The sequence below is a fragment of the Albibacterium profundi genome, from assembly GCF_042159835.1.
GTDB classification, from domain to species: Bacteria; Bacteroidota; Bacteroidia; order Sphingobacteriales; family Sphingobacteriaceae; genus Albibacterium; species Albibacterium profundi.
On the sequence record NZ_JBBVGT010000002.1, the window covers coordinates 2,128,054 to 2,153,890 of the forward strand.

Here is a 25,837-nt window from a genome sequence, read left to right on the forward strand (position 1 = left end):
AATAAAAGAAAAATGAAGAATATATTATTAGTAAGTACCGTACTATTTACACTTATGTTTATGAGTTGTAACGACGCTCCAAAATCAGAAGCTGGGCATAACGAAACTGAAGGTGTTTCAAAAACCAATGAAGTTGGAGAAGATGCACACGGCGAGGAAGGCCACAATGAAGAAGAAGGAGGTCACAGCGAGGAAGAAGGCGTTGTGGAACTCACCAAGCAACAGGCCCAAACCATTGGTTTGGAAATGAAACCTCTGGAGGAACGCAATTTAGGAAACAACATTAAGGTAACAGGAACGCTGGAACTTTTCCCGCAGGACAAGGCGAACATAAGCCCTTTTGTTGGTGGAAATGTGAGTTCCATAAAAGTAATCCCTGGAGATAACGTAAGCAAAGGTCAGGTTTTGGCATATATAGAGCACCCAGATATCATTGCGATGCAACAGGATTATCAGGAAAAAAATGACGAACTGGTCTTTTTGAAACAGGATTTTGAACGCAAGAAGACCCTTTATGACAAAGGCGTTTCTTCTGGCAAGGAATTTCAGATGGCACAGTCAAGATTTCGTTCCACAACATCCGCCGTCAATGGTTTGCGGTCCCAATTGAGATTGTTGGGAATTAACCCGGACAAAGTGGCGGACGGCCAAATATATTCGGCCGTCCCCATTACCACGCCAATAAGTGGTTACGTTAATGAAGTAATGATAAGTTTGGGAGATTATGTGGGTACACAATCCAAAATGTTCTCAATAAGCGATAATTCAAAAATTTATGTCAACTTCAAAGTATATGAGAAGGATATAAATCAACTTAAGAAAGGGCAACAGATATATTTCTCCACGGCCTCGCACCCAGATGAACTGCTTAAAGCAACTGTTCGATCTATAGGCAAAACTTTCAACACCGACCCAAAAGCTTTGGAAGTTTTGGCAGATATAGAAAACAAGGATAAAAACCTATTGCCAGGTATGTACGTGGAAGGGCGAATAGTGCAGGGCGAGAAAAATGGTCTTGCTGTACCGGAAGCTGCCATTATAAAGGAAGGCGAGCAATCTTTTATTTTTATTTTGGATGAAGATAAAGAAATGGAATCGGACAAGATGAAATTTAAAATGATACCTGTAACGGTCGGGATTGCTGATTTGGGCTTTGTTGAAGTCAACCTTCCTGCCGAAATTTCAAAGGATGCCAAAGTTGTGATAAACGGGGCTTATAACCTGTCTTCAGAAATGGTAAAAGGGGAACTGGAGCACGGACATTAATCTAATAATAATCAAGGATTTGATTCACTGTATTTTAATTTTCCTAGTTTGATAGTTAAAATTAAAAGATCGGCTCGGATCAAAATATTAAAATATTAAAACATGAAAGAAATAAAAGCATTTGTAAAACCACTCAGAATACAGGAAATCATTGAAGCATTGACCGATAATGGGTTTAAAAGCATGACCCTTTCACAAGCTGAAGGAACTGGGGCATTTAAGGCAAAAGGAGCTAGACCTTCCCTTGATTTTCATGTAACGGACAGTCCTGTGGTTAAAGTTGAATTAGTTTGCCAAAATGAAGAGGCTCAAACAGCCGTTGAAATCATTTTAGCTCATGGTAAAACAGAAGTGCCGGGAGATGGCATTATTTATTTGTCTAACATCGAGGACGCCTTTCAAATCAAAACGGGTGAATCCTTGAAGCGATACGATCTGTAAATTTCTTTCTTAACAAATGGAGAAAATAGTTCAATTTTTTAAAAGCATAGGTATACGCCCTACGGCTATACGTCTTATGACTTATAAGCGGCTAGCAGAGATGAATGTGGCCATCAGCCTTGGCGATTTAGAAAAGGCTTTTAAGGTCAGTGAAAGAAGCACCCTATTTAGGACTATGAAAGTGTTTGAAGAGAAAGGAGTTGTGCATCAAATCGAGGATGGGACGGGAATTATAAAATATGCCCTTTGCGAAGAGAGTTGTAAGTGTGAGGTCGATAACGACCTCCATTTGCACTTTCATTGCACAAATTGTAAGGAAACTGTGTGTTTAACCGAGTACAAAATTCCTCATATCAATTTACCTGATGGTTATATCACGGAGGATATTAACTTGGTGGTAAAGGGCATTTGTGAGAAATGCAGGGGCAATTTGTGTTAAATACTGCGAATGAAACGCATTTAAAGCGTACCGCTTTAGTGGGAAGCGGTAAACGACAAGAACAATTTACTGAGACATTGGTTTCTTTCTCTGAAGCTCATATAGAATTTTATAAGCCAGAAGAAAAAAACAATGCCAAAGAATGGATAAAAAATTGCAAAGAATGAAAAAACTACAATTAAAAATCCCGGTTATCCTTCCGCAAGTTCCAAACGAAAAAGATACTTGTGTTGAAAGGCTCATTCAAGAACTACAGGCTAAAGAAGGCATTGAAAAAGTACACGTTGCCGATGCGCACGGAGATGGCGTGCCACTGCTCTGTTTTCATTATGACCCTGATATCATTTCTATAGACCGCATTCAATCGTTAGCCGAACGGACTGGTGCCGAGATTACCGAAAAATACGGACATTTGCTCATTGAAGTTAAAGGAATCAGACACACAAGACAGGCTCGTTCCATCGAGAAAAACCTTTTGGCAATCAATGGGGTTTTGGAGGCTTCTGTTTCGGCCTCTGGAATGGTACGGCTTGAGTTTGATAAAAAGCAAACAAATTTCGATGAAATAAGTAACCAAATTGAAAAAGGAGACCTTCGAATTCAGCGGAGTTCTTCAAACGAAAATAATTACACCAATTCATCCAGAAAAAAACAGGAACGTTCACAGAAGGAAGATACAAAAGTGGAAATTTCCCCAGAGGGGCATGAGCACAAAAAGGACGAGACTCACGAGGAAGGAGAAGAGCACGCCCACAGTGGTGTTTTCGGTAAAAATTCAGAGCTTATTTTTTCCATTATCTGCGGGGTACTTCTCGGAATAGGTTTCGGGCTTTCCTATGTGGAATCCATCCCAGATTGGGTTAGTCTTACTTTATATATTGGCGCTTACTTTTTCGGTGGTTTCTTTACGGCCAAGGAAGCAGTACAGACCGTCGCCAAAGGCGGTTTTGAAATTGACTTCTTGATGCTGGTCGCTGCCATTGGTGCCGCCATTCTGGGAGAATGGGCAGAAGGTGCACTCTTGCTGTTCCTGTTTAGTCTTGGGCACGCCTTGGAACATTACGCAATGAACAGAGCAAGAAAAAGCATTGCGGCGCTCGCGGACCTTGCAGCAAAAACAGCCTTGCTTAAAAAAGACGGCAAGACCGTAGAGGTCGGGATTGAAGAGTTGAGAAAAGGCGATATCATTGTGGTCAAGCCGAACAGTAAAATATCTGCTGATGGAGTCGTAGTCAATGGACAAAGCAGCGTTAACCAAGCACCTATCACCGGAGAAAGTGTGCCCGTGGATAAAATTCCTGTGGAAGATACCAGTAGAGATTATTCGGCAGACGATGATATCAAGGATGAAAACCGTGTGTTCTCTGGAACTATCAACGGTAATAATACTTTGGAAATAAAGGTAATCAGAGAAGCCAAGGACTCTACCTTGTCCCGACTTGTCAAACTGGTCAACGAGGCACAGACCCAGAAATCTCCTACCCAGCTGTTGACCGATAAGTTCGAAAAATACTTTGTCCCATCCGTACTTGTACTGGTTGGTATCCTGCTCTTTGCCTTTCTGGTCATTGATGAACCGTTTAGCGCCAGCTTTTACCGTGCAATGGCCGTATTGGTAGCAGCTAGCCCCTGTGCTCTTGCAATTTCAACACCGAGTGCTGTATTAAGCGGGGTGGCGCGAGCGGCTCGCGGTGGGGTACTTATCAAAGGTGGGCGACCGCTTGAGGATCTAGGGGTCATAACAGCTTTGGCTTTTGATAAAACAGGTACGCTTACCGAAGGAAAGCCTAAACTTACAGAAGTAGTACCATTGGGGAATATGGAAGAAAATGAGCTGTTAAAGATAGCCGTTGCCGTTGAAAATTTGAGCGATCATCCTTTGGCCAAAGCCGTCGTAAGAGATGGAAAAGAGCGTTTGGGCGGTGCCAAAATTACTGATGCGTCTGACTTGGAAGCTGTTCATGGAAAAGGCATCAAAGCTTCCTTGGGCAAGGATAAAATCTATATTGGAAATCTTGATTTGTACGAAGATCTCGATGATTCAAAACCATCCGATGAAATATCTACCAAAGTGAAGGAGCTTGAAGGGGGAGGAAATACCACAATGCTCATAAGAAAGAACAATGAATATATTGGTATCATCGCCTTGATGGACACTCCACGGGAAACTGCCAAGGAGACATTGAAAAAGTTAAAGGAAATCGGCATCAAACGGATGATAATGCTAACTGGGGACAATCAAAAGGTTGCCGATGCCGTCGCTAAAGAAATTGGTTTGACCGATGCTTGGGGAAGCCTGTTACCGGAAGAAAAGGTAGATGCTATAAAAAAATTAAAAGAACAGGAATCCAAAGTCGCAATGGTAGGCGACGGTGTCAACGATGCACCCGCAATGGCAAACAGTACCGTAGGCATAGCGATGGGTGCTGCCGGCAGTGATGTGGCGTTGGAAACAGCTGACATTGCCCTAATGGCCGATAAACTGGAAACCCTACCCTTTGCCATAGGCTTAAGTAGGAAGGCAAAGGCCATTATCAAGCAAAACCTTTGGGTCAGTCTCGGCATTGTTGCCCTGCTTATACCATCAACCATTTTTGGGTTTGCCAATATCGGTATTGCGGTGATCATCCACGAAGGTTCAACATTACTTGTGGTTTTCAATGCATTAAGGCTTTTAGCTTATAAAAATAAATTTAATCAATGTTAAAATGACAAAGATGCAAAAAATACTTTTAAACCGAGGGGTTCGGCCTACTCAAATGAGGTCGAAGCGATACAAGTTCCCGGAATGGAAGCAAAGTGCCGTGTCTTTTTCAGATTTAAAAAAGGCGTTTATTGAAAAAAGCGAAACCAATAAACTGCAAACAGAACGACCTTTTATCGCGATCTCAAGATTTTCGAGGATAAAGGTTTGATTCATCAGATTAATAATGGGGTCGGAATGACAAAATATGCGGTTTTTGAGGAAAACACCAAAGGTAAATACCGTACAAATTTACATAAGCACTTTCATTGTACCGTTTGTACGAAAACCATCAGTTTACTAAATAAAATATGGCGGAACTAAAGAAATCATTAGGCATCCTTCGACTCACTTTTTATGGCGTAGGTACTATTGTTGGCGCAGGAATATATACTGTAATCGGCGCAGCTGCTGGACAGGCAGGTACAGACCTATGGTTGAGTTTCATTTTTGCAGCAATTGCTGCCAGCGTCTCTGCAATGTCGTATGCAGAGTTGTCCTCTACCTATCCCAATGCAGGCGCGGAATTTATTTTTGTACGCAAAGCATTTCCGAAAATTGACATTCCGTCCTTTCTTACGGGTTGGACGATTGCGTTTCACAGTTCGGCCACCATTGCAGCGGTGCTACTTGCCTTTTCGGGGTATTTCAATACGTTTTTTAACGTGCCTCCCCGACTAGTTAGTTATGGAGTGTTGTTGGTTCTTGCATTGATAAGCATTACGGGTATCAAAAAATCATCTACGGCAAATATTGTAATGGTCAGTATCCAATTGTTAGGTCTCTTCATTCTCATTGCGGTCGGACTTTCAGAAACCGGTCCTCCAAAGGCAGAATTTTTTAAAGTGGAATCCGTTTCGGGTACTTTAGCGGCAACCGCAACTTTGTTTTTTGTTTATACTGGTTTTGAACATATGGCGGCTTTGGGTTCGGAGGTTAAAAATCCAGGAAAAACCATTCCTCGTGCTTTTTTATTAACAATGGTGTTTACAACTATTATCTATCTACTCATTTCTTTTACGGTACTAAACATTGCTGACCCTTCCGAACTGGCCAAAGTGGATTCACCACTTTCACTTGCGGCATCCAGTCTCAACGGTTGGTTGCCTGTTGCGTTGGCTATCGCAGCACTTTTTGCTACTGCAAATGCTGCCTTTAGTGGAATTATTTCAATTAGTAGGTTACTTTTTGGAATGGCAGACCTGCGTGAACTTCCGAAATTTATGACCAAAACCAATGCACAGAAGGTTCCGTGGGTTACTACCCTTGTGGTTGTGGCCGCAGTTGCTGGATTTTTATTGTTGGGAGATATTAAAATAGTAGCAGGAATGTCCTCTTTAGGCGCGTTGCTTGTTTTTGTTGCCGTGAATATTGCCCTTATCGTATTGCGTTTCAAAGCACCCTATAAAGAAAGACCTTTTAAAGTCCCATTAGCTATTTGGAGAGTGCCGATATTGCCAATTTTGGCGATACTCATTAGCCTTTCTTTGATAATTCAATATGAATGGCAAATATATGCAGCGTTCGTGGGAGCTATTGTGGTGGGCATTATGTTGGATTATTTCTTGGACAAAAAGTCAAAGGATGAAATAGACCCTGAAAAAGAACTTTTTAACCCTTAAAATGAGGCTATGGACTGGATGTTTGAAGATTTTAAAACTGACTTGGACGCCTTGAATCCTATTGTCCGTGAAAAAGCCCTGGCCATTGCTAAAGAGCTTATCGAAAAAAAGGATATTTCAGCAAAAGAAGCTTTATCAGAAGGCATCATAAAGGCAGAAGAATGGTTTTATGATTTGGAAGGGTAATAATAATTTAAAACTATATAAAATGTTACAAATAATCGAGTTAAAAGAAAAAAATATTGTTGCAACAAACGCTTCAGGCAAATTGAGAAAAGAAGATATAGAAAAAATCCATCCACTTATCCACACTATACTGGACAAAGGAATGAAAGTCCGTTGGTATTTTGAGATGAAAGATTTTACAGGATGGGACCCAGGATTGTTGGAAGACTTGAAAATGGACACGGCCCACGCCAAGGACTATGAAAAGATTGCTATGGTGGGCGACAAAAAATGGCAGAATTGGATAACCCAATTTATGAAGCTTTTTACCAACGCCGAAATTAAGTATTTTAATATAGACCAAAAAGAAGAGGCTAAAAATTGGATTGAGAGTCAGTAAGCTGATGAAATAAAAAAGACTATTGTGATTTACATAAGTTAAATATTCAAACAATGATGTTGAGCGGTGATAAAGGAAGCGTTGTTGATAAAGTCGCCCGTGCGTTGAATATTAATAAAGCCTTTGGTGATTTATTGCCCGAAGACAAAGTCAGAAAAGTTCAATGGCTACTGGACGAGGGAAAACGAATCGCATTTGTAAGTGATGGGAAAAATGATGCACCTGTGCTGGCATTAGCTGATGCTGGGATTGCCATGGGAGGTCTCGACAGTGGTGGTGCAATCAAAACGGCAGACATCGTTATTCAGATTTATCAATCCGGTAAAATTGTATCCACTATTAAACTGGTAAGATGATCCGGAACATTGTATAACAATATATAATTTTAACCCGTTGAGTGAAATTAAATGATTTGAATTTTGATGTTGTTTTTGTTCCTGTCGAAGATAACTTGTTCATAAACTGGATCAAAGTCATGGCCGTTATTTTCACCAGTATTCTTGTTTTGAACCCGCTAAAGGTTTTGGCATAATTCTCCTGATCGTGAACTGATAGCATAGTTGAGAGAGCAATATTTTAATTCTTTTCCGTGATTTCCTGAAAATATAAGGTTGCTTTTATAGCCTTTTTGGTTCATTCTTATTGGAGTCTCCAAGACAATATTGACCGAATCAAAAAGATCCATTGCTGCTCAACGTATAAATACCCCTTATCTAAAAAAGCGCATATTCAGATAGTTGGTGCTTGACATCTTGCAAATAGTGGAGATTATATACATTTGCTTTGGTGATATCAACCGAATGGAACACACCGGAAAGAGTACGTTGACGATACGGATTTGTCTGTTTTCTTTTATGAGGTACGGAAAAGAGAAACAACCTTAAGTGAAAAAAATAATTTCACTTAAGGTTGCCAAAATTGATTCTCCTGAAAAATAATTCGGATTTAATAACTTTGAAAAGACTTAGTTAGCTAACTTTAAAATCCGGTACGCTCCTCTGGCAACGATGATAAACACAATCGCTCCAACGATTAAATCGGGGTAACCCGAATTGAGCCAATTAACCAAAAGGCCGGCAACAATAACACCTGAATTAATAATCACGTCGTTCGAGGTGAAAATCATAGACGCTTGCATATGAGCTTCTTTACTTTTGTTTTTTTGCAGTAAGTACAAACAAATTACGTTTGCAATCAATGCCAAAGAACTGACAATAATCATGGTCTGAAAATCAGGCATACTTTCGACGCCGATAAACCGCCTGATCACTTCAATAAAACCGACAAGCGCTAAAACAATCTGAAAATACCCTGCAAATTTTGCTATAGAGTTCTTTCTTGCGATCGTACCGCCCACAGCAAATAAGGCCAACGCATAAACAATGCTGTCTGCCAACATGTCCAGACTGTCCGCTACAAGTCCCATCGACTTGGAAAAGATACCAAATAGCATTTCTAATCCAAAAAACACGAAGTTAATGACTAACACTGTCCATAGCAGCTTCCGTTGGTTGCCACCTGTTTCCTCCTCCAAAATGGTATTACTCGCTTCGGTTAAAATTAGCGTTGTATTTAAGTTCAAGGCTTCCAGAGCCGAGAGAATCGGCTCATGAGAACCGTCGTGATAGGCGTCTAGTTTTCTGTTAGGAATATCAAAATCAAGGGATTTTACCGTATCCAAATGTTGCAATTTCATGCGGATTAATTGTTCCTCACTTGCACAATCCATTTTGGTTATTTTAAAACTCGTCTTATACATTTTTAAGTATTACTTTAATTCCACTAAAGGTATTAAAAAAAATATATTAGGTCGTTGCACTCGACAAGTAATGAATTCATTGACGTTATCTTTACTTAAACGCAAAACCTCGGATTCCTTTTGTTAAAGCTCCCCTCTCCTAAATGAATGAACCTGTCAAGAGACCATGGAATAAATCGGACTGACCGAACAGAAAATATTTCATGCTGAAATTGTAGTGGATAATGACAAAATAGTCAGGGAAACCAAAGCCTATCAGAATATACCGAAAATTCTATCCTTTATGGATGAGCAGGGCGAGGATAAGATGAAACATCAGATTGATAGTAATTATCGCCAGATAAAACAAGACATTGTAATGTTATCGAAATGGAATTGGAGGGTATCAAGAATGACCCCCACTTGCAGCATTTGGTGCAAGTGTAAAACAAAAATCCCCCATTTAATAAACACTAATATATTCATCATTTTGTATTAATTAAACAGTCGAAGATATATGCTCAGCCGATACTCTAAAAGTCATTCATTTTTCTAATGTCTAATGCCAAAAGTGCTGTCCAGCAAAAGTTATCTATCTCTCAATTAATGATGGATAATAGAATAGCTCTTCCTTGCCGCGCTTTATAGCTTTTTTATGGTCTAATATAGAAATTGTAAACTTTAGTAGTTTAGGATTGTTAAAGATAAAAAACATCAAGTGGATAGTCGTAGTTGTCTTTTTCGATTACACAAATCGAATCGTGCTGATAATGAGGCTTTAAAAAAATATAGCTATGAACGTATTCTTGATTATAAAAATAGGGTATATATATTATATACATACCGGCTAACTTGGCAGCAAGCGCACAGCACCGACACAAAAAGAGTGATACAACTGGCCGAGCTAAGCATAATCAGATAATGCAGGATTCCCTTCAGAAGATCAATCCTAACCAAATGGAGGACCGCTCATCTGATAAAAGTATGAAGCAAATGGCAGTGAAGATCATAGAGGCACAGGAAAAGGAAATTTCAAAATTACAAGATTGGTTATTGGCAAGAGGTCATAAGTAATGTCAAAATTCAAAATTGGCTTTAGAACAATAACAAGATAATGTCAATTAACTAAATTTTTAACTATTAAAAACAACGATTATGTCACATCAACAGTATCAGAATTGCATTGACGCATGCTACGCATGTGCAATAGCTTGCAGCCATTGCGCTACAGAATGTTTAAAGGAAGAAAAGGTTCAGGACTTGAGAAGATGTATCCAGTTGGATCTGGAATGTGCGTCTATTTGTAAATCCGCAGCAGATTTGATGAGTCTGGGAAGCAGTTTCAGTTCTCATATCTGCCGTGTTTGCGCCGATGTCTGTAATGCGTGCGCAGACGAATGTGAAAAGCACGCTCAAATGGGTATGGAACATTGCCGTGAATGTGCTGACGCTTGTAGAAAGTGTGCCCAGGCATGCGAAGAAATGGCAACCGCGGCTTAGATTCTTGATAAAGACGTAAAAATGCTATATGTCATTATGTATGTGAGGTTTATTAACTGACGTATATAGCAAAAATGAGGATCGTCTTCTTAAGTATTGGAAATAAAATATCCCCCAAGCAGCCAAACTTAAGGGGATGTTTTATTTAGTCATATAAAAATTAATTCTTCTACATACTACATTTTTGTACAAAAGCTATTCAGTTCCTTTGTTCCTACATAATAATTGTAGTTTTGTGTATGTATTATAATTAACATATGACGACGTTATTTATTAAAAATATGGTTTGTAACCGTTGTATCATGGTCGTTCAGAACGAACTAGATAAGCTCGGTTTGGCTGTTAAAAATATAAAACTAGGTGAAATTACCCTTGCAAAAGAATTAACTTTCAACGAAAAAGAAGTTCTGGAGGAAGCCTTGGATCCGTTAGGTTTTCAGATAATTGATGACAAAAAATGCCGCATTATTGAAAAGATAAAAAATATTATTATCGAGCTGGTTCATCATCAAGACAACGATGCCAAAACCAACCTTTCGGATGTATTGAGTAGTCAACTACATCACGATTATAATTACTTGTCCAATTTGTTTTCAGATATAGAAGGCACTACCATCGAAAAATACTTTATAGCCCAAAAGATTGAAAAGGTAAAAGAATTACTGGTGTATGATGAATTGTCTTTGAGTGAAATTGCTTTCCGCTTGAATTATTCAAGCGTAGCCTATTTAAGCAACCAGTTCAAAAAGGTAACCGGACTGTCTCCAAGCCATTTCAAACAGATCGGAGAAGATAAAAGAAAGCCGCTGGATGAAGTTAAGTAAATATATTAGATTTTAGCGCCTCCTAATCCGTAAATCTTACAAATCAATCCCAAAATTACACAATAGCCACCATGATTATAATGCCCAATTTTGTAGTGTAAAATAACACAAACGAAATATGGCTATAAATAATCAAAATACGAAAAAAGATACCTTTCCGGTATTGGGTATGACCTGTGCTTCTTGTGCAGGCAATGCAGAAAGTATTGTAAAACATGAGCCGGGAGTCGTTAATGCCTCAGTGAACTTTGCTACGGGCAATCTTACTGTTGAATATCTACCAAATTTGACCGATGTCTTCAAACTGCAAAAAGCCGTTCAGGGTGTTGGGTATGATTTACTGGTAGAAGACGAAAGTAAACAGCAGGAAACCCTGGAAACGATCCACGCTCAGAAATACCGAATGTTAAAAAATAAAACTATTTGGGCTCTTGTGCTGTCACTCCCAGTGGTGATAATTGGTATGTTCTTTATGAATATGCCTTATGGCAATGAAATTATGTGGTTGTTCTCTACGCCTGTTGTACTATGGTTAGGGAGAGACTTTTTCATCAATGCATGGAAACAGGCAAAACACCGTTCCGCCAATATGGATACATTAGTAGCCTTGAGTACAGGTATCGCCTATATATTTAGTGTATTCAATATGTTGTTTGCCAGTTTTTGGGAACAAAGGGGGTTAGAAGCTCACGTATACTTTGAAGCTGCAGCCGTAATTATCGCATTTATCCTGTTAGGAAAGTTGTTGGAGGAAAAAGCCAAAGGAAATACTTCATCAGCCATTAAAAAACTGATGGGCTTACAGCCGAAAACGGTTCTGGTAATAGAGGCAGACGGTACTGAAAAACAAAAAGCCATTGAAGACGTAAACGCAGGCGATACAATCCTTGTAAAACCCGGAGAAAAAATCGCGGTTGATGGTATGGTAACTTCCGGTAGCTCCTATGTTGATGAGAGTATGTTGAGTGGCGAACCTGTTTCCATCCTGAAAAACGAAAACGAAAAGGTATTTGCGGGAACCATAAACCAGAAAGGGAGTTTCCAATTCAGGGCGGTGAAAGTAGGTAAAGAAACCATGCTTGCCCAAATCATAAAAATGGTACAGGATGCCCAAGGTAGTAAAGCGCCTGTACAGAAATTGGTAGATAAAATTGCGGGGATCTTTGTTCCGGTAGTAATTGGTATTGCTATCCTAACGTTTATCCTATGGCTGATTTTAGGAGGTGAGAATGGTGTAGTTCAAGGATTATTGGCAGCCGTTACCGTATTGGTTATCGCTTGTCCTTGTGCTTTGGGCTTGGCTACTCCTACAGCTATTATGGTAGGCGTTGGTAAAGGTGCTGAAAACGGTATTTTGATTAAAGATGCCGAAAGTCTTGAATTGGCCAAAAAAGTAAATGCAATCGTATTGGATAAAACGGGTACTATTACAGAAGGTAGGCCGCAGGTAACAGGAATCCAATGGCTGAATAATTATGATGCAACAAAAAACATCCTTTTGAGTATCGAGAAGCAATCTGAGCATCCATTAGCTGAAGCAATTGTTAAGCAGCTTGACGACGTGGCAGCTACTTCGATATCGATGTTTGATAGTATTACAGGTAAAGGTGCAAAAGCTAACCATAATAATCAAACGTACTATGTTGGTAATAAGAAGTTGTTAGCTGACAACAATATTACCATTGCTGACGAACTTTTAAAACAAGCAGATGAATGGGGAAAACAGTCAAAAACGGTTATTTGGTTTTCAGACAGCAAACAGGCTCTTTCGGTATTAGCCATATCGGACAAGATTAAAGAAACTTCCGTACAAGCAATCAAAGAAATGCAGGATATGGGGATCGAACTCTATATGCTGACCGGAGATAATGAAGCAACCGCTAAAGCTATTGCAGGACAAACAGGTATAAGACATTACAAGGCAGAGGTATTGCCACAGCACAAAGCAGACTTTGTAAAAGAACTACAACAGCAGGGCAAAGTTGTAGCAATGGTTGGTGACGGTATCAATGATAGTACGGCCCTCGCAACCGCTGATGTAAGTATTGCGATGGGTAAAGGAAGCGATATTGCGATGGATGTAGCCAAAATGACCATCATCTCATCGGACTTGACCAAAATACCACAGGCAATAAAATTGTCAAAACAAACTGTAGCCACCATTAAGCAAAACCTGTTCTGGGCGTTTATCTATAATCTTATAGGTATCCCTATTGCCGCAGGTATTCTCTATCCGATCAACGGTTTCTTGCTAAACCCGATGATTGCAGGTGCGGCAATGGCGTTGAGTAGTGTGAGTGTAATCAGCAACAGCTTGCGGTTAAAATTGAAAGAGTAAATCAGTAAATCTCACAAATCAAACAAGAAATTACACAACAATACTGAACGAGATAATACCGAAATTTACATGATCTAATAAAACATAAAGTTTAACAAAATGGAAAATAGAGAATTAAAATTCAAGACAAACATCAATTGCGGCGGTTGTATCGCATCTGTAAAACCTCACTTGGACAAAGCTAATGAGATTTCTCATTGGAAAGTTGATACAGGCAGCAAGGATAAGGTGCTAACCGTTACCTCCGATGGTGCAACTGAACAGCAGGTTATCGACATCGTGGAACAGGCGGGTTTTAAAATAGAACCCATCAATTCTTGATATACCGAAAGTTCGTAAGAAATCCAATCGCAAAGGGTATAATAATATAATTGTTGTACCCTTTGTAACTTTTTCCACAAAAAAACAATGCTTTTTAGAAAAAATAGTTTAAGTTTGCACCAAGATGAGGTTTACCATAACTGGGATATATGTCTAAAATGCTAAAGATATTCTTGAGTTTATGTTTACTGGGATTTTTTCTAATTCCAGCAGAAGCCTCCGCGTGCTCATCTCATACCACTGAAGTCGTCAAAAAAGAAAAATCTTGTTCCAATGATTCTTCAGATGGCCATCATGCTGAAGGTTCTTGCGAAAAAGATTGTTGCAACGACGATGCAAGTACTGACTGTTCAGGAAATTGCGGCCAGAAATCGTGTCACAGCTCCTTTCCTACATTTTGGATGCACGATATTAAAGATTCTCAAAAGGCCTTTCTTTTTGAGAGCGAAAGATCATTCCCATTACACAATCAACCCTATTATTCTTCAGGGTTTCATTCCATCTGGCAACCGCCTAAAATAGCTTAATTGGCTTCCTAGCCAAAAGTGTGTCTTGTCGAAAGCTAAACCAGTTTTCGGAAATCCCCTATTTTATTATTTTTTTAACTACGAATGAAATCAATATCAAGAATATTGATGGTAATCACTGTATTACTATCATATACAAGCGGTTTTGCCAAAGTCAACCTTGCAAATGAATCGGCTCAAAACGTCTCTCAACTTACAGCACTTTTCGACAACTATTTTTCAATTAAAGATGCTCTTGTAAGCAGCGATGCCAGTATGGCGGCTTCGAAAGCGGCAAGTATGGTCGTTTCGATTAAAGCCGTGGACATGGGGAAGCTTTCCTCAGAAGAACATAACGCATGGATGAAGGTCACGAATGACCTAACTAATAGCGCAGGAACAATTACCAAATCCAAAAACGTTTCACAACAAAGACAAGCCTTTGCCTTACTTTCTAAAAGTATGTACGAACTGGCGAAGGAATCAAATCAAGCTGTACCAGTATTTTACCAACATTGTTCGATGTTCAACAATGGAAAAGGCGCAAACTGGCTAAGTAAAGAATCCGCAATCAAGAACCCTTATTACGGCAACAAGATGCTGACGTGCGGAAGTGTCACAGAAACGATTAACAACGGTAAATAATAAAGCAACATATACAAATTACATAACACAGTTTTAACAATTAACAAAAATCATGACAATGAAACATTTATTTTTAGGCCTAATCGCCTCTTCAGTGCTGGCTTTAACAGCATGTAACGGAAACGCAGAAAAGAAATCGGAAAGCACCACGCATGCAGATCATTCAACTGAAACGGCGCCTGCTGCCAATGATGCTACATCCCATGAGCAGGGCAATTTTTCTGAATTGTATGCTCACTACCAACATTTAACATTTGCTCTGTCGTCAGATAATGATAAAGAAGCTGCCAATGCCGCTAAAGGCATGTTGGAGGCCCTTCCTAAAATCAAGTCAGATGGGTTCAGTGCGGAAGACAAAACTACATACGAGGATATTGCTGCCGATATCCAGGAGCATGCTGAACATATCTCAGACAACTTAGGGAATATCGCTCATCAGCGTGAGCATTTGGTTACACTAAGCAAGGATTTTTACGATATAGCAAAGACCTTTGGCACCGAAAAGCCTTTATATAAAGTCTTTTGCCCGATGTACGATAACAACAAAGGCGCCTATTGGATAAGTGACAGTAAGGAAATCAAAAATCCGTACTATGGAGCGGAGATGCTCAGCTGTGGCGAAGTTCAAGAAGAGTTAAAGTAAATCAATGATTTTTTAGCATACAGGTTTTCGCTCCAATGATAATCTGTATGCTAAAATTAAAATGTCAAAACTGTATATGTATGCTTAATAAAATAATCAACTACTTTCTCAATAATAGACTAATCACCATTCTACTATTGATTGTAGTAATCATGTGGGGGCTGATTTCTGCACCCTTTAATTGGCATCAAAACCTGTTGCCAAGTGATCCTGTTCCGGTAGACGCTATTCCAGACATTGGTGATAACCAGCAGATTGTAGCGACAGAATGGATGGGAAGATCTCCCAAAGATATCCAAGAACAGATCACTTATCCCTTAACAACATCCCTTTTGGGAATTCCGGGAGTAAAAACAATCCGAAGCAGCTCTATGTTCGGTATGTCATTCCTTTATATCATTTTCGAGGAAGATGTCGAATTTTATTGGAGCCGTTCCAGAATATTAGAAAAGCTCAATTCACTGCCTGCTGGTACGCTCCCAACAGGGGTCATACCCTCATTGGGTCCAGATGCTACGGCGCTGGGACAGGTTTATTGGTACACCTTGGAAGGACGCAATCCTGAAACTGGTGAACCGACCGGTGGTTGGGATCCCGATGAATTACGTACAGTACAGGATTTTTACGCTAAGTATAACTTAGCAGCTTCAGAAGGAGTTGCGGAGGTAGCTTCCATTGGCGGGTTTGTTAAAGAATACCAGGTGGATATCAATCCCGACGCTATGCGTGCCTATAATGTGACCGTAATGGATATCATGTCGGCCATTCAAAATAGCAACCTCGATATCGGTGCTGAAACAATCGAAATAAATAAGGCAGAATACCTGGTGCGCGGACTTGGCTATATTAAGAACGTCCAAGATCTGGAAGATGCGGTGGTAACCGTACGGAACAATGTGCCTGTCAAAATAAAAGATGTAGGATTTGTAAACCTAGGGCCTGCCACAAGACGTGGAGGCTTGGATAAGGAAGGTGTCGAGGCGGTAGGTGGTGTTGTGGTTGCTAGATATGGGGCAAACCCGATGGAGGTTATCAATAACGTTAAGGCAAAGATTAAACAAATGGAAGCAGGTCTTCCTCAAAAGACATTAGCGGACGGTACTGTTTCCAAGGTAACAGTTGTTCCCTTCTATGACCGGTCGGGATTGATTCAGGAAACGATCGGAACGTTGGAAAATGCGCTCTCGCACGAAATCCTGATCTGTATAATTGTGGTGATCGTATTGGTAATTAATCTGCGCGCATCGATACTGATATCGAGTATCCTACCAATCGGGGTGTTAGCCACATTTATCATTATGCGGCAGATGGGTGTTGAGGCAAATATCGTTGCCCTTTCAGGTATCGCAATCGCAATCGGTGTCATGGTGGATGTCGGGATCGTATTTATAGAAAGCATTTTGCGCTATATGGATGAAGAAAGGGCCCGGGGTGTTGAAAGCCGTGGAAAGGCCTTCGTAAACTTAATTTCTAGAGCCGTATCGGAGGTTTCGGGCGCACTCTCTACAGCTATGCTCACCACCATCATCAGCTTTTTGCCTGTCTTTATGATGGAAGCCCAAGAAGGTAAGCTGTTCAAACCACTGGCGTATACCAAGACTTTTGCATTAACTTCAGCTTTTCTCTTAGGAATCATCGTATTGCCAACACTGGCCTACTACGTTTATTCGATTCGATTGAACGGTAAGAAGCTGCGCCAGTTTGCCAACTATTTCTTAGTGGCAGCAGGTATTGGACTTTGGATATACTCGGGCGTTTTTATAGCCTTTGCTTTGACCCTGATCGGAATAAATAATCTGTTTACACCGAATTGGAAAGGAGAGAAATTTGCCAACTATATCAATGTAGCAATTACGCTTTTTGTGGCCATGTATTACCTGACGGTGGAATGGCTGCCGCTGGGTACGCAAGCCAGTACGACGCTTAACTTTGTATTTGTGTTTTTGGCAATTGGAGCCATCCTAGGGATGTTGTGGGCACTGGTGATCTATTACGAGCAGGTTTTGCGCTGGTCGCTTTCCCATCGATGGAAGTTTATGGCCATACCTATCATAACCCTGGTATTCGGATTGTTGGCTTGGATGGGAACCGAAAGAAGCTTTGGGTTTGTAGCCAAAGGTTTCGAGACGATCGGATGGAAATCGTTCAAGGAAACAGCTTTTTGGCAGAAATCCACCGAAACGTTCCCGGGTCTTGGCGAAGAGTTTATGCCCAGTTTAAATGAAGGTTCCTTCTTGTTGATGCCTACCAGTATGCCACATACCGGTATCGAACAAAACCTGCAATTCATCCGGACATTGGACAAACGTATTCAGAACATTCCGGAAGTAGAGCTCATCGTAGGTAAATGGGGACGTGTAAACTCTGCCCTTGACCCGGCACCTACCCAAATGTTTGAAAATACCATCAATTATATACCTGAGTATATTTTGGACGAAGACGGTCATAGAGAGCGGTTTAAAACCAATAGTGACGGGCATTTTGAACTGATTAACGGAGATACCTACCATATAGATCAAGGATTCAGACAAATTCCACGAGATAGCCTTATCATAGATAAAGGCGGCAAGTTCTTCCGCCAATGGCGTCCCGAGATAAAAACGGCGGACGACATTTGGCAGGAGATTGTCAATGTTTCGCATTTGCCGGGCCTGACTTCCGCACCAAAACTGCAACCCATTGAAGCAAGGCTGGTCATGCTTTCTACCGGTATGAGAGCTCCCATGGGTTTAAAAGTATCCGGGCCTGACCTTGAATCGATAGAAGCGGGCGGAAAAGCATTGGAAACTGCCTTGAAAGACATACCATCGATCATGCCATCTACGGTCTTTTACGACCGTGCAGTAGGCGCACCTTATATTGAAATTCATTTGAACAGGGATAAAATGGCGAGGTATGGAATTACCGTAGCAGAACTCCAAGAAGTGATCAGTGCGGGAATTGGCGGGATGTCATTGACCAATACGGTAGAAGGTAGAGAACGGTTCCCCGTACGCCTACGCTATCCGCGCGAATTAAGGGATGACCCTGACGCCTTACGAAAAATAATCATCCCTACGGCGACAGGTGTACAAATACCTTTGGGTGATGTGGTCGACATTGAATACGCCAAAGGGGCGCAAATGATTCAAAGTGAAAACACGTTCTTATTAGGCTACGTGATATTTGATAAAATAAGTGGCAAGGCCGAGGTAGAGGTCGTGCGTGAAGCTGATAACATATTACAGGAAAAAATAGCTTCGGGGGAACTGACTTTACCAGACGGTGTAACATACGTTTTTGCTGGTAATTATGAACAGCAAGAACGCGCAGCAAAACGCTTGCTGCTGATTGTACCGATGAGCTTATTGGCCATTTTGCTCATCCTATATTTCCAATTCCGGACGATTACTGCTTCTTTAATCCATTTCTCTGGCGTATTTGTGGCACTTGCTGGAGGGTTTATTTTATTATGGCTCTACGGACAGCCATGGTTCATGGACTTCTCTGTGGGTGGGACGAATATGAGGGACTTGTTCCAGATGCACAGCATTAACCTCAGTATAGCCGTTTGGGTAGGCTTTATAGCCCTCTTTGGGTTGGCTACAAGTGACGGCGTACTAATGGGTACATATATACATGATACGTTTGTTGCCCGCAACCCAAGAACAAAAGACGAGATCAGGGAGGCTGTTATCTATGCGGGGTTAAAGCGCGTGAGGCCTGCTGCGATGACCACTGCGACTGCCTTGATAGCATTGTTGCCCGTACTCACCTCAACAGGCAAAGGAGCGGAAATTATGGTGCCGATGGCGATCCCAACTTTTGGAGGGATGTTAATTCAATCCATGACCATGTTTGTAGTGCCGGTATTCCAATGTTGGTGGAGAGAATCGGCCCTTAGAAAGGAAAACAGGTCTAAAAATAAAAATCAAATAACTGATGAAAACGAATAACAGATATATAGTAACGATCCTAGTTGTAGGGTTAGGTTTCTTTTCGAATGCTTTCGCTCAAGAGCATAGGAAGGATTCACTATCACATTACATACAGGTCGCGATAGAAAACAATCCCGGCGTAAAGTCGCAGAGCCTAGTGCATGAGGCTTTCCTTGAAAAAATTCCGCAAGCGGGAGCTTTTCAGGATCCCGAACTATCTTTGGAAGCATACACCATGCCCATGGAAATTGTTGGTGGCCGCTCCATTGGGAATGTCAGTTTGATGCAGATGTTTCCTTGGTTTGGTACAAGAAAAGCTGCTCGGACAGAAGCAACCCATATGGCTAATATGCAAGATCAGCAATATCGGGAAGCAGTGAATAACTTGATTCTACAGGTCAGCACGCAATGGTATACGATGCAAAAACTGAACGAGCAGCTACACAATAATGAAGAAAATAAAAAAATATTAGATCAGTTGGAGCAATTGGCCTTGAGGAAATTTTCTTCCCCATCCAGTACTGCTCGACCTACCCCGGTTCCGACCGTTAGCAGCAATGCTCCTTCCGCACCTTCTGCCTCCACTGCCTCATCTGGCATGGGTGGTATGAGTATGGGAAGTGGCTCAACGACAACTCCAGCTGCTAGCTCAAGTATGTCTACCTCATCTGGAGGGAGCATGGGCGGCATGGCAGGTGGTTCACAATCGGGCATGTCAGAGGTTCTCCGAATTCAACTGGAAATTGCTGAAATTGAAAATAACATGGCAAGCCTCCATTCTCAAATCAAAGCCGAAAAAGCAAAATTCAATGCATTGTTAAATAGGGAAGCCAATGAAGAGGTTATGTTAGGTAAAGAGATTAACAAATTGGCGTTTTTATATAATGAAGAGGAAGCCTTGGCAATTATTGAGAAAAACAACCCCATGCTTGAGATGATTTCAGAAGAAGGTTTGGCTTTTAAAGCAAAAGCCGAGATGGATAAAAAAATGAGCTATCCCATGATCGGTATCGGTGCTCAATATATGCTTGTTGGGAAAACCAATAATACGATGCTGGCCATGGAGGGTATGAATGGGAAAGATATGATTATGCCGATGGTCTCAGTGAGCCTGCCGCTGTTTCGTAAAAAATACAATGCCCAGCAAAAAGAAAGTGAATTGTGGCGGAGGTCAAGTGAGGAAAATTTTAAAAACACTTTCAATACCCTGAAAAGCGAGTATTATGGTTTCAAAAGTCAATTGGATGATGCAGAACGGGTTTTGAAACTGTATGAAAAGCAGACAACACTTGCTCAAACTACTTATAGTTTAATCGTAAAAGAGTTCATAACCGGCAAAAGCGACCTGAGCAATGTCATTCAAGTGCAGCGTCAACTATTAGACTATCAACTTAGAAAAGCAGAAGCTCTTGCCAATTATAACACAATGGTCGTGTCAATAAAGAAATTATTAGCAGAAAACAATTACGAACTATCCAAAAATCTTAGTAATGAATAAACTGAAAAATATATTTAGAAACAATGTTGTAAAATACAGCGCTATCCTGCTCGCCGGACTACTGTTGGGCTGGGGGATTTTTGGGGGAGGTGGTTCCCATAATCATGATCTTGAAAGCGAAACCGCCCAAACAGAGGAAGCCAGTACGGTTTGGACCTGCTCGATGCATCCACAAATAAAAATGGACAAACCGGGTAAATGCCCGATATGTGGGATGGACTTAATTCCATTGAGATCATCGGGGGGTGGTGGTGATGATATGGTTGATGATGATGCGATTCAGATGTCCAAAGAAGCGATTGCTTTAGGTAATATTCAAACTTCAATAGTGGGGCATCAGGACGCTATAAAGGATGTACAATTATACGGTACGATTCAAGTAGATGAACGTTTGCAGCAATCCCAAACTTCTCATGTCAATGGCCGCATAGAGAATCTCTATGTAACCTTTACCGGAGAGTCCGTTAAGGAAGGTCAATTGATAGCCAAGATCTATTCTCCTGATCTATTGACAGCGCAGCAGGAATTATTGGAAGCAGCAAAATTGCAGGACCTACAACCGTTATTGTTGGATGCAGCTAAAGAAAAGCTGCGTTTATGGAAGGTGTCAGAGGAGCAAATAAATAAAATTCTTCAATCCGGCAGCGTTTCTCCGTATGTAAATATCCATGCAAACACAAGCGGTGTGGTCATAGCAAAGAATGTGAACCAAGGCGATTATATCAATCAAGGTAGTGTATTGTACACCATTTCAAACCTTTCAAAGCTATGGGCAATTTTTGATGCTTACGAAACAGACTTGCCGTTTTTAAAGGTTGGGGATCAGCTGGAATATACTTTACAGAGCATACCCGGGAAAGTGTATAAAGGAAGGATCGCGTTTATAAATCCGATGATTGATGCGAGTTCGAGAACCGCAAAGATTCGAGTTGAAGCAGACAATCGAGACCGCAATCTTAAACCGGAAATGTATGCAACAGCAAAAATTACTGCGCCTTTAAAAGGGTACAGTAAGGAGATGGTAATTCCCAAGTCAGCGGTATTATGGACAGGGAAGCGTTCAATAGTATATGTAAAGCAGCCAAATACATCAACACCTGCCTTTAGACTTCGGGAAATTATATTAGGACCCTCATTGGGTGACCAATACGTCATCATGTCAGGGCTGGAAAATGGCGAAGAGATTGTAACGAATGGTGCTTTTACGGTAGATGCGAGTGCCCAGCTCGAAGGCAAAGTTAGCATGATGAACAATGATGGATCGACGGTACAAACTGGACATCAACATGGTAATGTGGAAGACAGCGGCGATAAAACACACGATATGCTAAAAGTCTCCGGAAACTGCGAAATGTGCAAAAGTCGGATTGAAAAGGCAGCGAAAGGTGTTAAGGGTGTGATTTCAGCAAACTGGGACGTGGATGCTAAAGTCATCCATTTGGATTTCGATTCCAAAGCAACTTCCAAGGAAAAGATAAGTAAAGCTATTGCTAGTGTTGGCCATGATACAGAATTGGACAAAGCTTCTAAAGCAGCTTATGATGATCTGCCAAGCTGTTGTCTGTATAGTCGATAATCATTATTCATTCAATTAGTTCGTTATGGAAGGCATCAGAAAAAAAAATGCAATTTCTAAATCAAAACTAGTCTTTATGGTTTTGCTAGCTGTTTTATTGTTAATTCAGTTAGTAAGACCTCAAAAGAATACAAAAGCCTCTCCTGCGGGAAAGGCTTTTGTTGATACTTTTAAAGTGGGTAAACAGGTCGATGCAATTTTGGCTGCTTCCTGTTATGACTGTCACAGCAACAATACGAATTACCCATGGTACAGTGAGATTCAACCCATGGCATGGCTAATGGATAAGCATGTAAAAGATGGAAAGGAAAAGTTGAATTTTGATGAATTGCCCTCTTACGGGCCTCGGAAGCTTAATTCAAAGTTCACGCAAATTATCAAGCAAATTGAACAAAATAAAATGCCATTAACCTCTTATTTGTGGATGCATGAGGGTGCTCGTTTGAGTATGGACGACAAGAAGTTGTTGATTGATTACTTTAATTCGTTAACGGATAATGAATAAGTTTAGAGTGTTAATAGTACAGACGGTTCCTTCGGAAATAGGTTCAGAACATAAATTTTAATAACAAGAAAAGTGGAAAACCAATCGAATATTTTAAAATACAAACATCTCGGAATCTACACTCAAAACGAGAATGTAGTATATATGCATGAAAACTGCCACGTTTGTGCTTCAGAAGGCTTTGAGGCACTTACCCGAATTAGAATATCCACTGCAACGGACTCAATCGTAGCAAGTCTTAATGTAATTTCATCCAATCTTCTATTGACTGATGAAATTGGGTTATCGGACGCCGCAGCAAAAAAACTGAATGTTTCCCCAAATGAAACTTTGTATGTTTCACATTTGGAACCTATTAAATCTTTAAGCCACGTACGGGCAAAAATCTACAATCAGAAACTGGATTACTTGGCGTACAATGAAATCATTACGGATATAGTTCAGGGCAATTATTCCAATATCGACCTCACAGCATTTATCACCGCCTGTGCCGGAAATAGAATGGATCTTGATGAAATCACCTATCTTACAAAAGCCATGATTGCTTCTGGTATGCAATTGCACTGGAACAAGGAGATTGTTGTTGATAAGCATTGCATCGGAGGGTTACCAGGCAATAGAACAACACCGTTGGTAGTTGCCATTGTTACTGCCTTTGGCCTTACAATGCCCAAAACGTCTTCCCGTGCCATTACCTCGCCTGCCGGTACTGCAGATACCATGGAAGTATTTACCAATGTAACGCTTTCCCCTGAAAAAATAAAAGAAGTGGTTCATAAGGAAGGGGGGTGTATCGTTTGGGGTGGAACAGCCCAGTTAAGCCCGGCAGATGATCTGCTGATAAAAATCGAAAAAGCCCTCGATATAGATAGCGAGGGACAGCTAATTGCTTCGGTACTCTCAAAAAAAGCAGCGGCGGGTTCCACGCACGTTGTTATAGATATTCCTGTAGGTGAAACTGCAAAAATGAGAAGTACAAAAATGGCGCAGGAATTACAGGATCATATGGAAGCAATAGGCAAAGAAGTGGGATTGAATGTAAAAGTAATAATTACAGACGGTTCCCAACCTGTGGGGAGGGGAATTGGCCCAGCGCTTGAAGCCATTGATATCTTGAAAGTGCTGAAAAATGAAGCCGATGCCCCTAAAGACTTGACAGAAAGATCATTGCTTTTAGCTGGAGAACTATTGGAGCTTTCGGGAAAAGTCGATTCGGGAACCGGATACCAAACAGCGAAGCAAGTGTTAGAATCGGGTAAAGCTTATAAAAAATTTATTTCCATCTGCAAAGCCCAAGGTCGCTTCTCACAACCTGTTTTAGCACACTATAAAAATGAAGTTAGAGCCGAAAAGCCGGGAGTTCTGCAAGTAATTGATAACAGAAAAATTGCAAAACTCGCCAAACTTTCGGGTGCACCTCAATCTAAATCCGCAGGGATTCATTTAAATGTCCGTCTGGGAGAAAATATTGAAAAGGGCCAGCTACTATATACTATTTATGCAGAATCCAAAGGCGAGCTTAATTATGCTTTGGAATATAAAAACCATCACGACAATATTATAACCTTAATTTAAAGAACATACTATGAACACGATATTATTTAGTCTTCCGGGAAATGAAGAACTCACAGCGCTTTTGGCAAAAAAAATGAATGCGGAAATTGGCAATGTGACGTTTCGCAAATTTCCAGACGGAGAAACCTATACCCGTATCTTATCTGATGTTAAAGACAAACGTGTGGTACTAATCTGTACTTTACATGAACCTGATGAAAAATTGTTGCCACTTTACTTTTTAAGCCATACGGCAAAGTCGCTAGGTGCGAAATGTACCTGTTTGGTAGTTCCATACCTCGCATATATGCGACAGGACAAAGTTTTTAATGAGGGTGAAGGAGTAACCTCTGGTTTTTTTGGAAAATTAGTTTCTGGTTTTGCCGATAGCATTATCACAGTTGATCCCCACTTGCATCGAATAAGTTCTTTGGAAGAAGTTTATGACATTCCAAATAAAGTCGTCCGTGCAGCAGATGCTATTTCAGAATGGATAATTGAAAACATCGAAAACCCTGTCCTTATAGGTCCAGATTCTGAAAGCGAGCAATGGGTTTCAGAAGTTGCGAAGAATGCGGGAGCACCATTTACGGTACTGCAAAAGGTGCGTCATGGAGACCGTGAAGTGGAGGTTTCTGTCCCCGAGGTGGGTAGATACAAAGATCATACCCCTGTTTTAGTGGATGACATAATCTCAACTGCACGCACAATGATTGAAACTGTGGAACATTTGAAAATTGCTGGAATGAAACCACCGATATGTATAGGCATACACGCTGTTTTTTCGGGTAATGCCTATCAGGAATTAATGGATACCGGAGTGAACAACATAGTAACCTGTAACACCATTCCACACCCTTCAAATGCTATTGATTTGAGTAATGTATTGGCAAAAGAGGTAAAACAAATAATGGACCAGATATGATTAAGTAGAACTTCAGAAAAAAACATTTTAAAGAAAGTAAATCAGTAAAAGTTATAGCAAAAGCAAGAAAAAATGTAATAGCTCACTGTAAATGATTCAATATCTTTATATTAATAAACAGAAAAGAGAAATTCTAACTCTAAACTAAAAATCATGAAACACCTATGGATGATTATTGGATGTATCCTTCCACTATTATTGATTTTTTTAGCTCCCGCATTAGGGCTGAGCTCACAAGTTTCAATGTTTATTTTCATTGTATTCATGTTTG

Annotated in this window: 24 protein-coding genes and 2 pseudogenes; 24 read left to right on the forward strand and 2 right to left on the reverse strand. The window is 40.6% G+C overall.

Annotated features, from left to right (window positions below):
* Positions 1-60 precede the first annotated feature (60 nt).
* From WKR92_RS10935 to WKR92_RS10980, 10 genes and pseudogenes are all read left to right on the forward strand, one after another.
* A complete protein-coding gene (locus tag WKR92_RS10935; protein ID WP_375557863.1) occupies positions 61-1,266 on the forward strand; it encodes an efflux RND transporter periplasmic adaptor subunit in 1,206 nt (401 codons plus the stop codon).
* A 102-nt stretch (positions 1,267-1,368) separates the two neighbouring features.
* Positions 1,369-1,707: a P-II family nitrogen regulator gene (locus WKR92_RS10940; protein WP_375557864.1), complete on the forward strand. Its 339-nt coding sequence runs from the start codon at positions 1,369-1,371 to the stop codon at positions 1,705-1,707.
* A 16-nt stretch (positions 1,708-1,723) separates the two neighbouring features.
* Positions 1,724-2,146: a Fur family transcriptional regulator gene (locus tag WKR92_RS10945; protein ID WP_118194334.1), complete on the forward strand. Its 423-nt coding sequence runs from the start codon at positions 1,724-1,726 to the stop codon at positions 2,144-2,146.
* The gene (locus WKR92_RS10950) at positions 2,125-2,313 is read left to right on the forward strand and encodes a SpoIIAA family protein (RefSeq protein WP_118194335.1); all 189 of its coding nucleotides are present in this window, start codon (positions 2,125-2,127) and stop codon (positions 2,311-2,313) included. The genes WKR92_RS10945 and WKR92_RS10950 overlap by 22 nt, the downstream gene beginning before the upstream one ends.
* Positions 2,310-4,853 carry a heavy metal translocating P-type ATPase gene (locus WKR92_RS10955; protein WP_118197016.1) on the forward strand — a complete coding sequence of 848 codons (2,544 nt, stop codon included), beginning with the start codon at positions 2,310-2,312 and terminating at the stop codon, positions 4,851-4,853. The genes WKR92_RS10950 and WKR92_RS10955 overlap by 4 nt, the downstream gene beginning before the upstream one ends.
* Positions 4,854-5,027: 174 nt before the next feature.
* Positions 5,028-5,213: pseudogene (locus WKR92_RS10960) on the forward strand (hypothetical protein); the annotation flags it as partial.
* Positions 5,201-6,511, forward strand: a complete 1,311-nt coding sequence (locus WKR92_RS10965; protein WP_118194338.1) for an APC family permease — start codon at positions 5,201-5,203, stop codon at positions 6,509-6,511. The pseudogene WKR92_RS10960 and the gene WKR92_RS10965, both read left to right, overlap by 13 nt.
* Before the next feature lie 9 nt (positions 6,512-6,520).
* Positions 6,521-6,697 (forward strand): hypothetical protein, encoded by a 177-nt coding sequence (locus WKR92_RS10970; protein ID WP_165438723.1) that lies wholly within the window; start codon positions 6,521-6,523, stop codon positions 6,695-6,697.
* Positions 6,698-6,719: 22 nt separating this feature from the next.
* Positions 6,720-7,076, forward strand: coding sequence for a SpoIIAA family protein (locus tag WKR92_RS10975; protein ID WP_118197017.1), 357 nt, complete (start codon positions 6,720-6,722; stop codon positions 7,074-7,076).
* Positions 7,077-7,129: 53 nt separating this feature from the next.
* Positions 7,130-7,432, forward strand: coding sequence for an HAD family hydrolase (locus tag WKR92_RS10980; RefSeq protein WP_245977408.1), 303 nt, complete (start codon positions 7,130-7,132; stop codon positions 7,430-7,432).
* A 47-nt stretch (positions 7,433-7,479) separates the two neighbouring features.
* Here the strand turns inward: WKR92_RS10980 and WKR92_RS10985 are convergent.
* A pseudogene (locus tag WKR92_RS10985) lies at positions 7,480-7,897 on the reverse strand (transposase family protein); the annotation flags it as partial.
* Positions 7,898-8,040: 143 nt separating this feature from the next.
* Positions 8,041-8,805 (reverse strand): cation efflux transmembrane domain-containing protein, encoded by a 765-nt coding sequence (locus WKR92_RS10990; RefSeq protein WP_446014093.1) that lies wholly within the window; start codon positions 8,803-8,805, stop codon positions 8,041-8,043.
* A gap of 861 nt (positions 8,806-9,666) precedes the next feature.
* Here WKR92_RS10990 and WKR92_RS10995 point away from each other — a divergent pair.
* From WKR92_RS10995 to WKR92_RS11060, 14 genes are all read left to right on the forward strand, one after another.
* Positions 9,667-9,888 carry a DUF305 domain-containing protein gene (locus WKR92_RS10995; protein WP_118194340.1) on the forward strand — a complete coding sequence of 74 codons (222 nt, stop codon included), beginning with the start codon at positions 9,667-9,669 and terminating at the stop codon, positions 9,886-9,888.
* Between the two features lie 81 nt (positions 9,889-9,969).
* Entirely contained in the window at positions 9,970-10,314 is a 345-nt protein-coding gene (locus WKR92_RS11000; protein WP_118194341.1) for a four-helix bundle copper-binding protein, read from the forward strand.
* A 257-nt stretch (positions 10,315-10,571) separates the two neighbouring features.
* A complete protein-coding gene (locus WKR92_RS11005; protein ID WP_118194342.1) occupies positions 10,572-11,138 on the forward strand; it encodes a helix-turn-helix domain-containing protein in 567 nt (188 codons plus the stop codon).
* 118 nt (positions 11,139-11,256) lie between these two features.
* Positions 11,257-13,476: a heavy metal translocating P-type ATPase gene (locus tag WKR92_RS11010; RefSeq protein WP_375557865.1), complete on the forward strand. Its 2,220-nt coding sequence runs from the start codon at positions 11,257-11,259 to the stop codon at positions 13,474-13,476.
* Between the two features lie 99 nt (positions 13,477-13,575).
* On the forward strand, positions 13,576-13,797 hold the full coding sequence (locus tag WKR92_RS11015) for a heavy-metal-associated domain-containing protein (RefSeq protein WP_118194344.1): 222 nt from the start codon (positions 13,576-13,578) through the stop codon (positions 13,795-13,797).
* A 273-nt stretch (positions 13,798-14,070) separates the two neighbouring features.
* A complete protein-coding gene (locus WKR92_RS11020; RefSeq protein ID WP_118194345.1) occupies positions 14,071-14,319 on the forward strand; it encodes a hypothetical protein in 249 nt (82 codons plus the stop codon).
* An 89-nt stretch (positions 14,320-14,408) separates the two neighbouring features.
* Positions 14,409-14,948, forward strand: coding sequence for a DUF3347 domain-containing protein (locus WKR92_RS11025; RefSeq protein ID WP_375557866.1), 540 nt, complete (start codon positions 14,409-14,411; stop codon positions 14,946-14,948).
* A gap of 58 nt (positions 14,949-15,006) precedes the next feature.
* Positions 15,007-15,591, forward strand: coding sequence for a DUF3347 domain-containing protein (locus WKR92_RS11030; RefSeq protein ID WP_375557867.1), 585 nt, complete (start codon positions 15,007-15,009; stop codon positions 15,589-15,591).
* Between the two features lie 80 nt (positions 15,592-15,671).
* Entirely contained in the window at positions 15,672-19,526 is a 3,855-nt protein-coding gene (locus WKR92_RS11035) for an efflux RND transporter permease subunit (RefSeq protein ID WP_375557868.1), read from the forward strand.
* Positions 19,513-21,006: a TolC family protein gene (locus tag WKR92_RS11040; RefSeq protein ID WP_375557869.1), complete on the forward strand. Its 1,494-nt coding sequence runs from the start codon at positions 19,513-19,515 to the stop codon at positions 21,004-21,006. The genes WKR92_RS11035 and WKR92_RS11040 overlap by 14 nt, the downstream gene beginning before the upstream one ends.
* On the forward strand, positions 20,999-22,582 hold the full coding sequence (locus WKR92_RS11045; RefSeq protein ID WP_375557870.1) for an efflux RND transporter periplasmic adaptor subunit: 1,584 nt from the start codon (positions 20,999-21,001) through the stop codon (positions 22,580-22,582). Before WKR92_RS11040 ends, WKR92_RS11045 begins: the two co-directional genes overlap by 8 nt.
* A 25-nt stretch (positions 22,583-22,607) precedes the next feature.
* The gene (locus WKR92_RS11050) at positions 22,608-23,087 is read left to right on the forward strand and encodes a heme-binding domain-containing protein (protein ID WP_375557871.1); all 480 of its coding nucleotides are present in this window, start codon (positions 22,608-22,610) and stop codon (positions 23,085-23,087) included.
* A gap of 72 nt (positions 23,088-23,159) precedes the next feature.
* Positions 23,160-24,662: a thymidine phosphorylase family protein gene (locus WKR92_RS11055; RefSeq protein ID WP_115170702.1), complete on the forward strand. Its 1,503-nt coding sequence runs from the start codon at positions 23,160-23,162 to the stop codon at positions 24,660-24,662.
* A 10-nt stretch (positions 24,663-24,672) separates the two neighbouring features.
* Positions 24,673-25,566 (forward strand): ribose-phosphate pyrophosphokinase, encoded by an 894-nt coding sequence (locus tag WKR92_RS11060; RefSeq protein ID WP_003010063.1) that lies wholly within the window; start codon positions 24,673-24,675, stop codon positions 25,564-25,566.
* Positions 25,567-25,837: the final 271 nt, after the last annotated feature.

Excerpts from the sequence above, each read along its gene's own strand:
- WKR92_RS10935 (WP_375557863.1), top strand. The coding sequence starts at position 61 with ATGAGTTGTAACGACGCTCCAAAATCAGAAGCTGGGCATAACGAAACT.
- WKR92_RS10940 (WP_375557864.1), top strand. The coding sequence starts at position 1,369 with ATGAAAGAAATAAAAGCATTTGTAAAACCACTCAGAATACAGGAAATC.
- WKR92_RS10945 (WP_118194334.1), top strand. The coding sequence starts at position 1,724 with ATGGAGAAAATAGTTCAATTTTTTAAAAGCATAGGTATACGCCCTACG.
- WKR92_RS10950 (WP_118194335.1), top strand. The coding sequence starts at position 2,125 with ATGCAGGGGCAATTTGTGTTAAATACTGCGAATGAAACGCATTTAAAG.
- WKR92_RS10955 (WP_118197016.1), top strand. The coding sequence starts at position 2,310 with ATGAAAAAACTACAATTAAAAATCCCGGTTATCCTTCCGCAAGTTCCA.
- WKR92_RS10965 (WP_118194338.1), top strand. The coding sequence starts at position 5,201 with ATGGCGGAACTAAAGAAATCATTAGGCATCCTTCGACTCACTTTTTAT.
- WKR92_RS10970 (WP_165438723.1), top strand. The coding sequence starts at position 6,521 with ATGGACTGGATGTTTGAAGATTTTAAAACTGACTTGGACGCCTTGAAT.
- WKR92_RS10975 (WP_118197017.1), top strand. The coding sequence starts at position 6,720 with ATGTTACAAATAATCGAGTTAAAAGAAAAAAATATTGTTGCAACAAAC.
- WKR92_RS10980 (WP_245977408.1), top strand. The coding sequence starts at position 7,130 with ATGATGTTGAGCGGTGATAAAGGAAGCGTTGTTGATAAAGTCGCCCGT.
- WKR92_RS10990 (WP_446014093.1), bottom strand. The coding sequence starts at position 8,805 with ATGGATTGTGCAAGTGAGGAACAATTAATCCGCATGAAATTGCAACAT.
- WKR92_RS11000 (WP_118194341.1), top strand. The coding sequence starts at position 9,970 with ATGTCACATCAACAGTATCAGAATTGCATTGACGCATGCTACGCATGT.
- WKR92_RS11005 (WP_118194342.1), top strand. The coding sequence starts at position 10,572 with ATGACGACGTTATTTATTAAAAATATGGTTTGTAACCGTTGTATCATG.
- WKR92_RS11010 (WP_375557865.1), top strand. The coding sequence starts at position 11,257 with ATGGCTATAAATAATCAAAATACGAAAAAAGATACCTTTCCGGTATTG.
- WKR92_RS11015 (WP_118194344.1), top strand. The coding sequence starts at position 13,576 with ATGGAAAATAGAGAATTAAAATTCAAGACAAACATCAATTGCGGCGGT.
- WKR92_RS11020 (WP_118194345.1), top strand. The coding sequence starts at position 14,071 with ATGATTCTTCAGATGGCCATCATGCTGAAGGTTCTTGCGAAAAAGATT.
- WKR92_RS11025 (WP_375557866.1), top strand. The coding sequence starts at position 14,409 with ATGAAATCAATATCAAGAATATTGATGGTAATCACTGTATTACTATCA.
- WKR92_RS11030 (WP_375557867.1), top strand. The coding sequence starts at position 15,007 with ATGAAACATTTATTTTTAGGCCTAATCGCCTCTTCAGTGCTGGCTTTA.
- WKR92_RS11035 (WP_375557868.1), top strand. The coding sequence starts at position 15,672 with ATGCTTAATAAAATAATCAACTACTTTCTCAATAATAGACTAATCACC.
- WKR92_RS11040 (WP_375557869.1), top strand. The coding sequence starts at position 19,513 with ATGAAAACGAATAACAGATATATAGTAACGATCCTAGTTGTAGGGTTA.
- WKR92_RS11045 (WP_375557870.1), top strand. The coding sequence starts at position 20,999 with ATGAATAAACTGAAAAATATATTTAGAAACAATGTTGTAAAATACAGC.
- WKR92_RS11050 (WP_375557871.1), top strand. The coding sequence starts at position 22,608 with ATGGAAGGCATCAGAAAAAAAAATGCAATTTCTAAATCAAAACTAGTC.
- WKR92_RS11060 (WP_003010063.1), top strand. The coding sequence starts at position 24,673 with ATGAACACGATATTATTTAGTCTTCCGGGAAATGAAGAACTCACAGCG.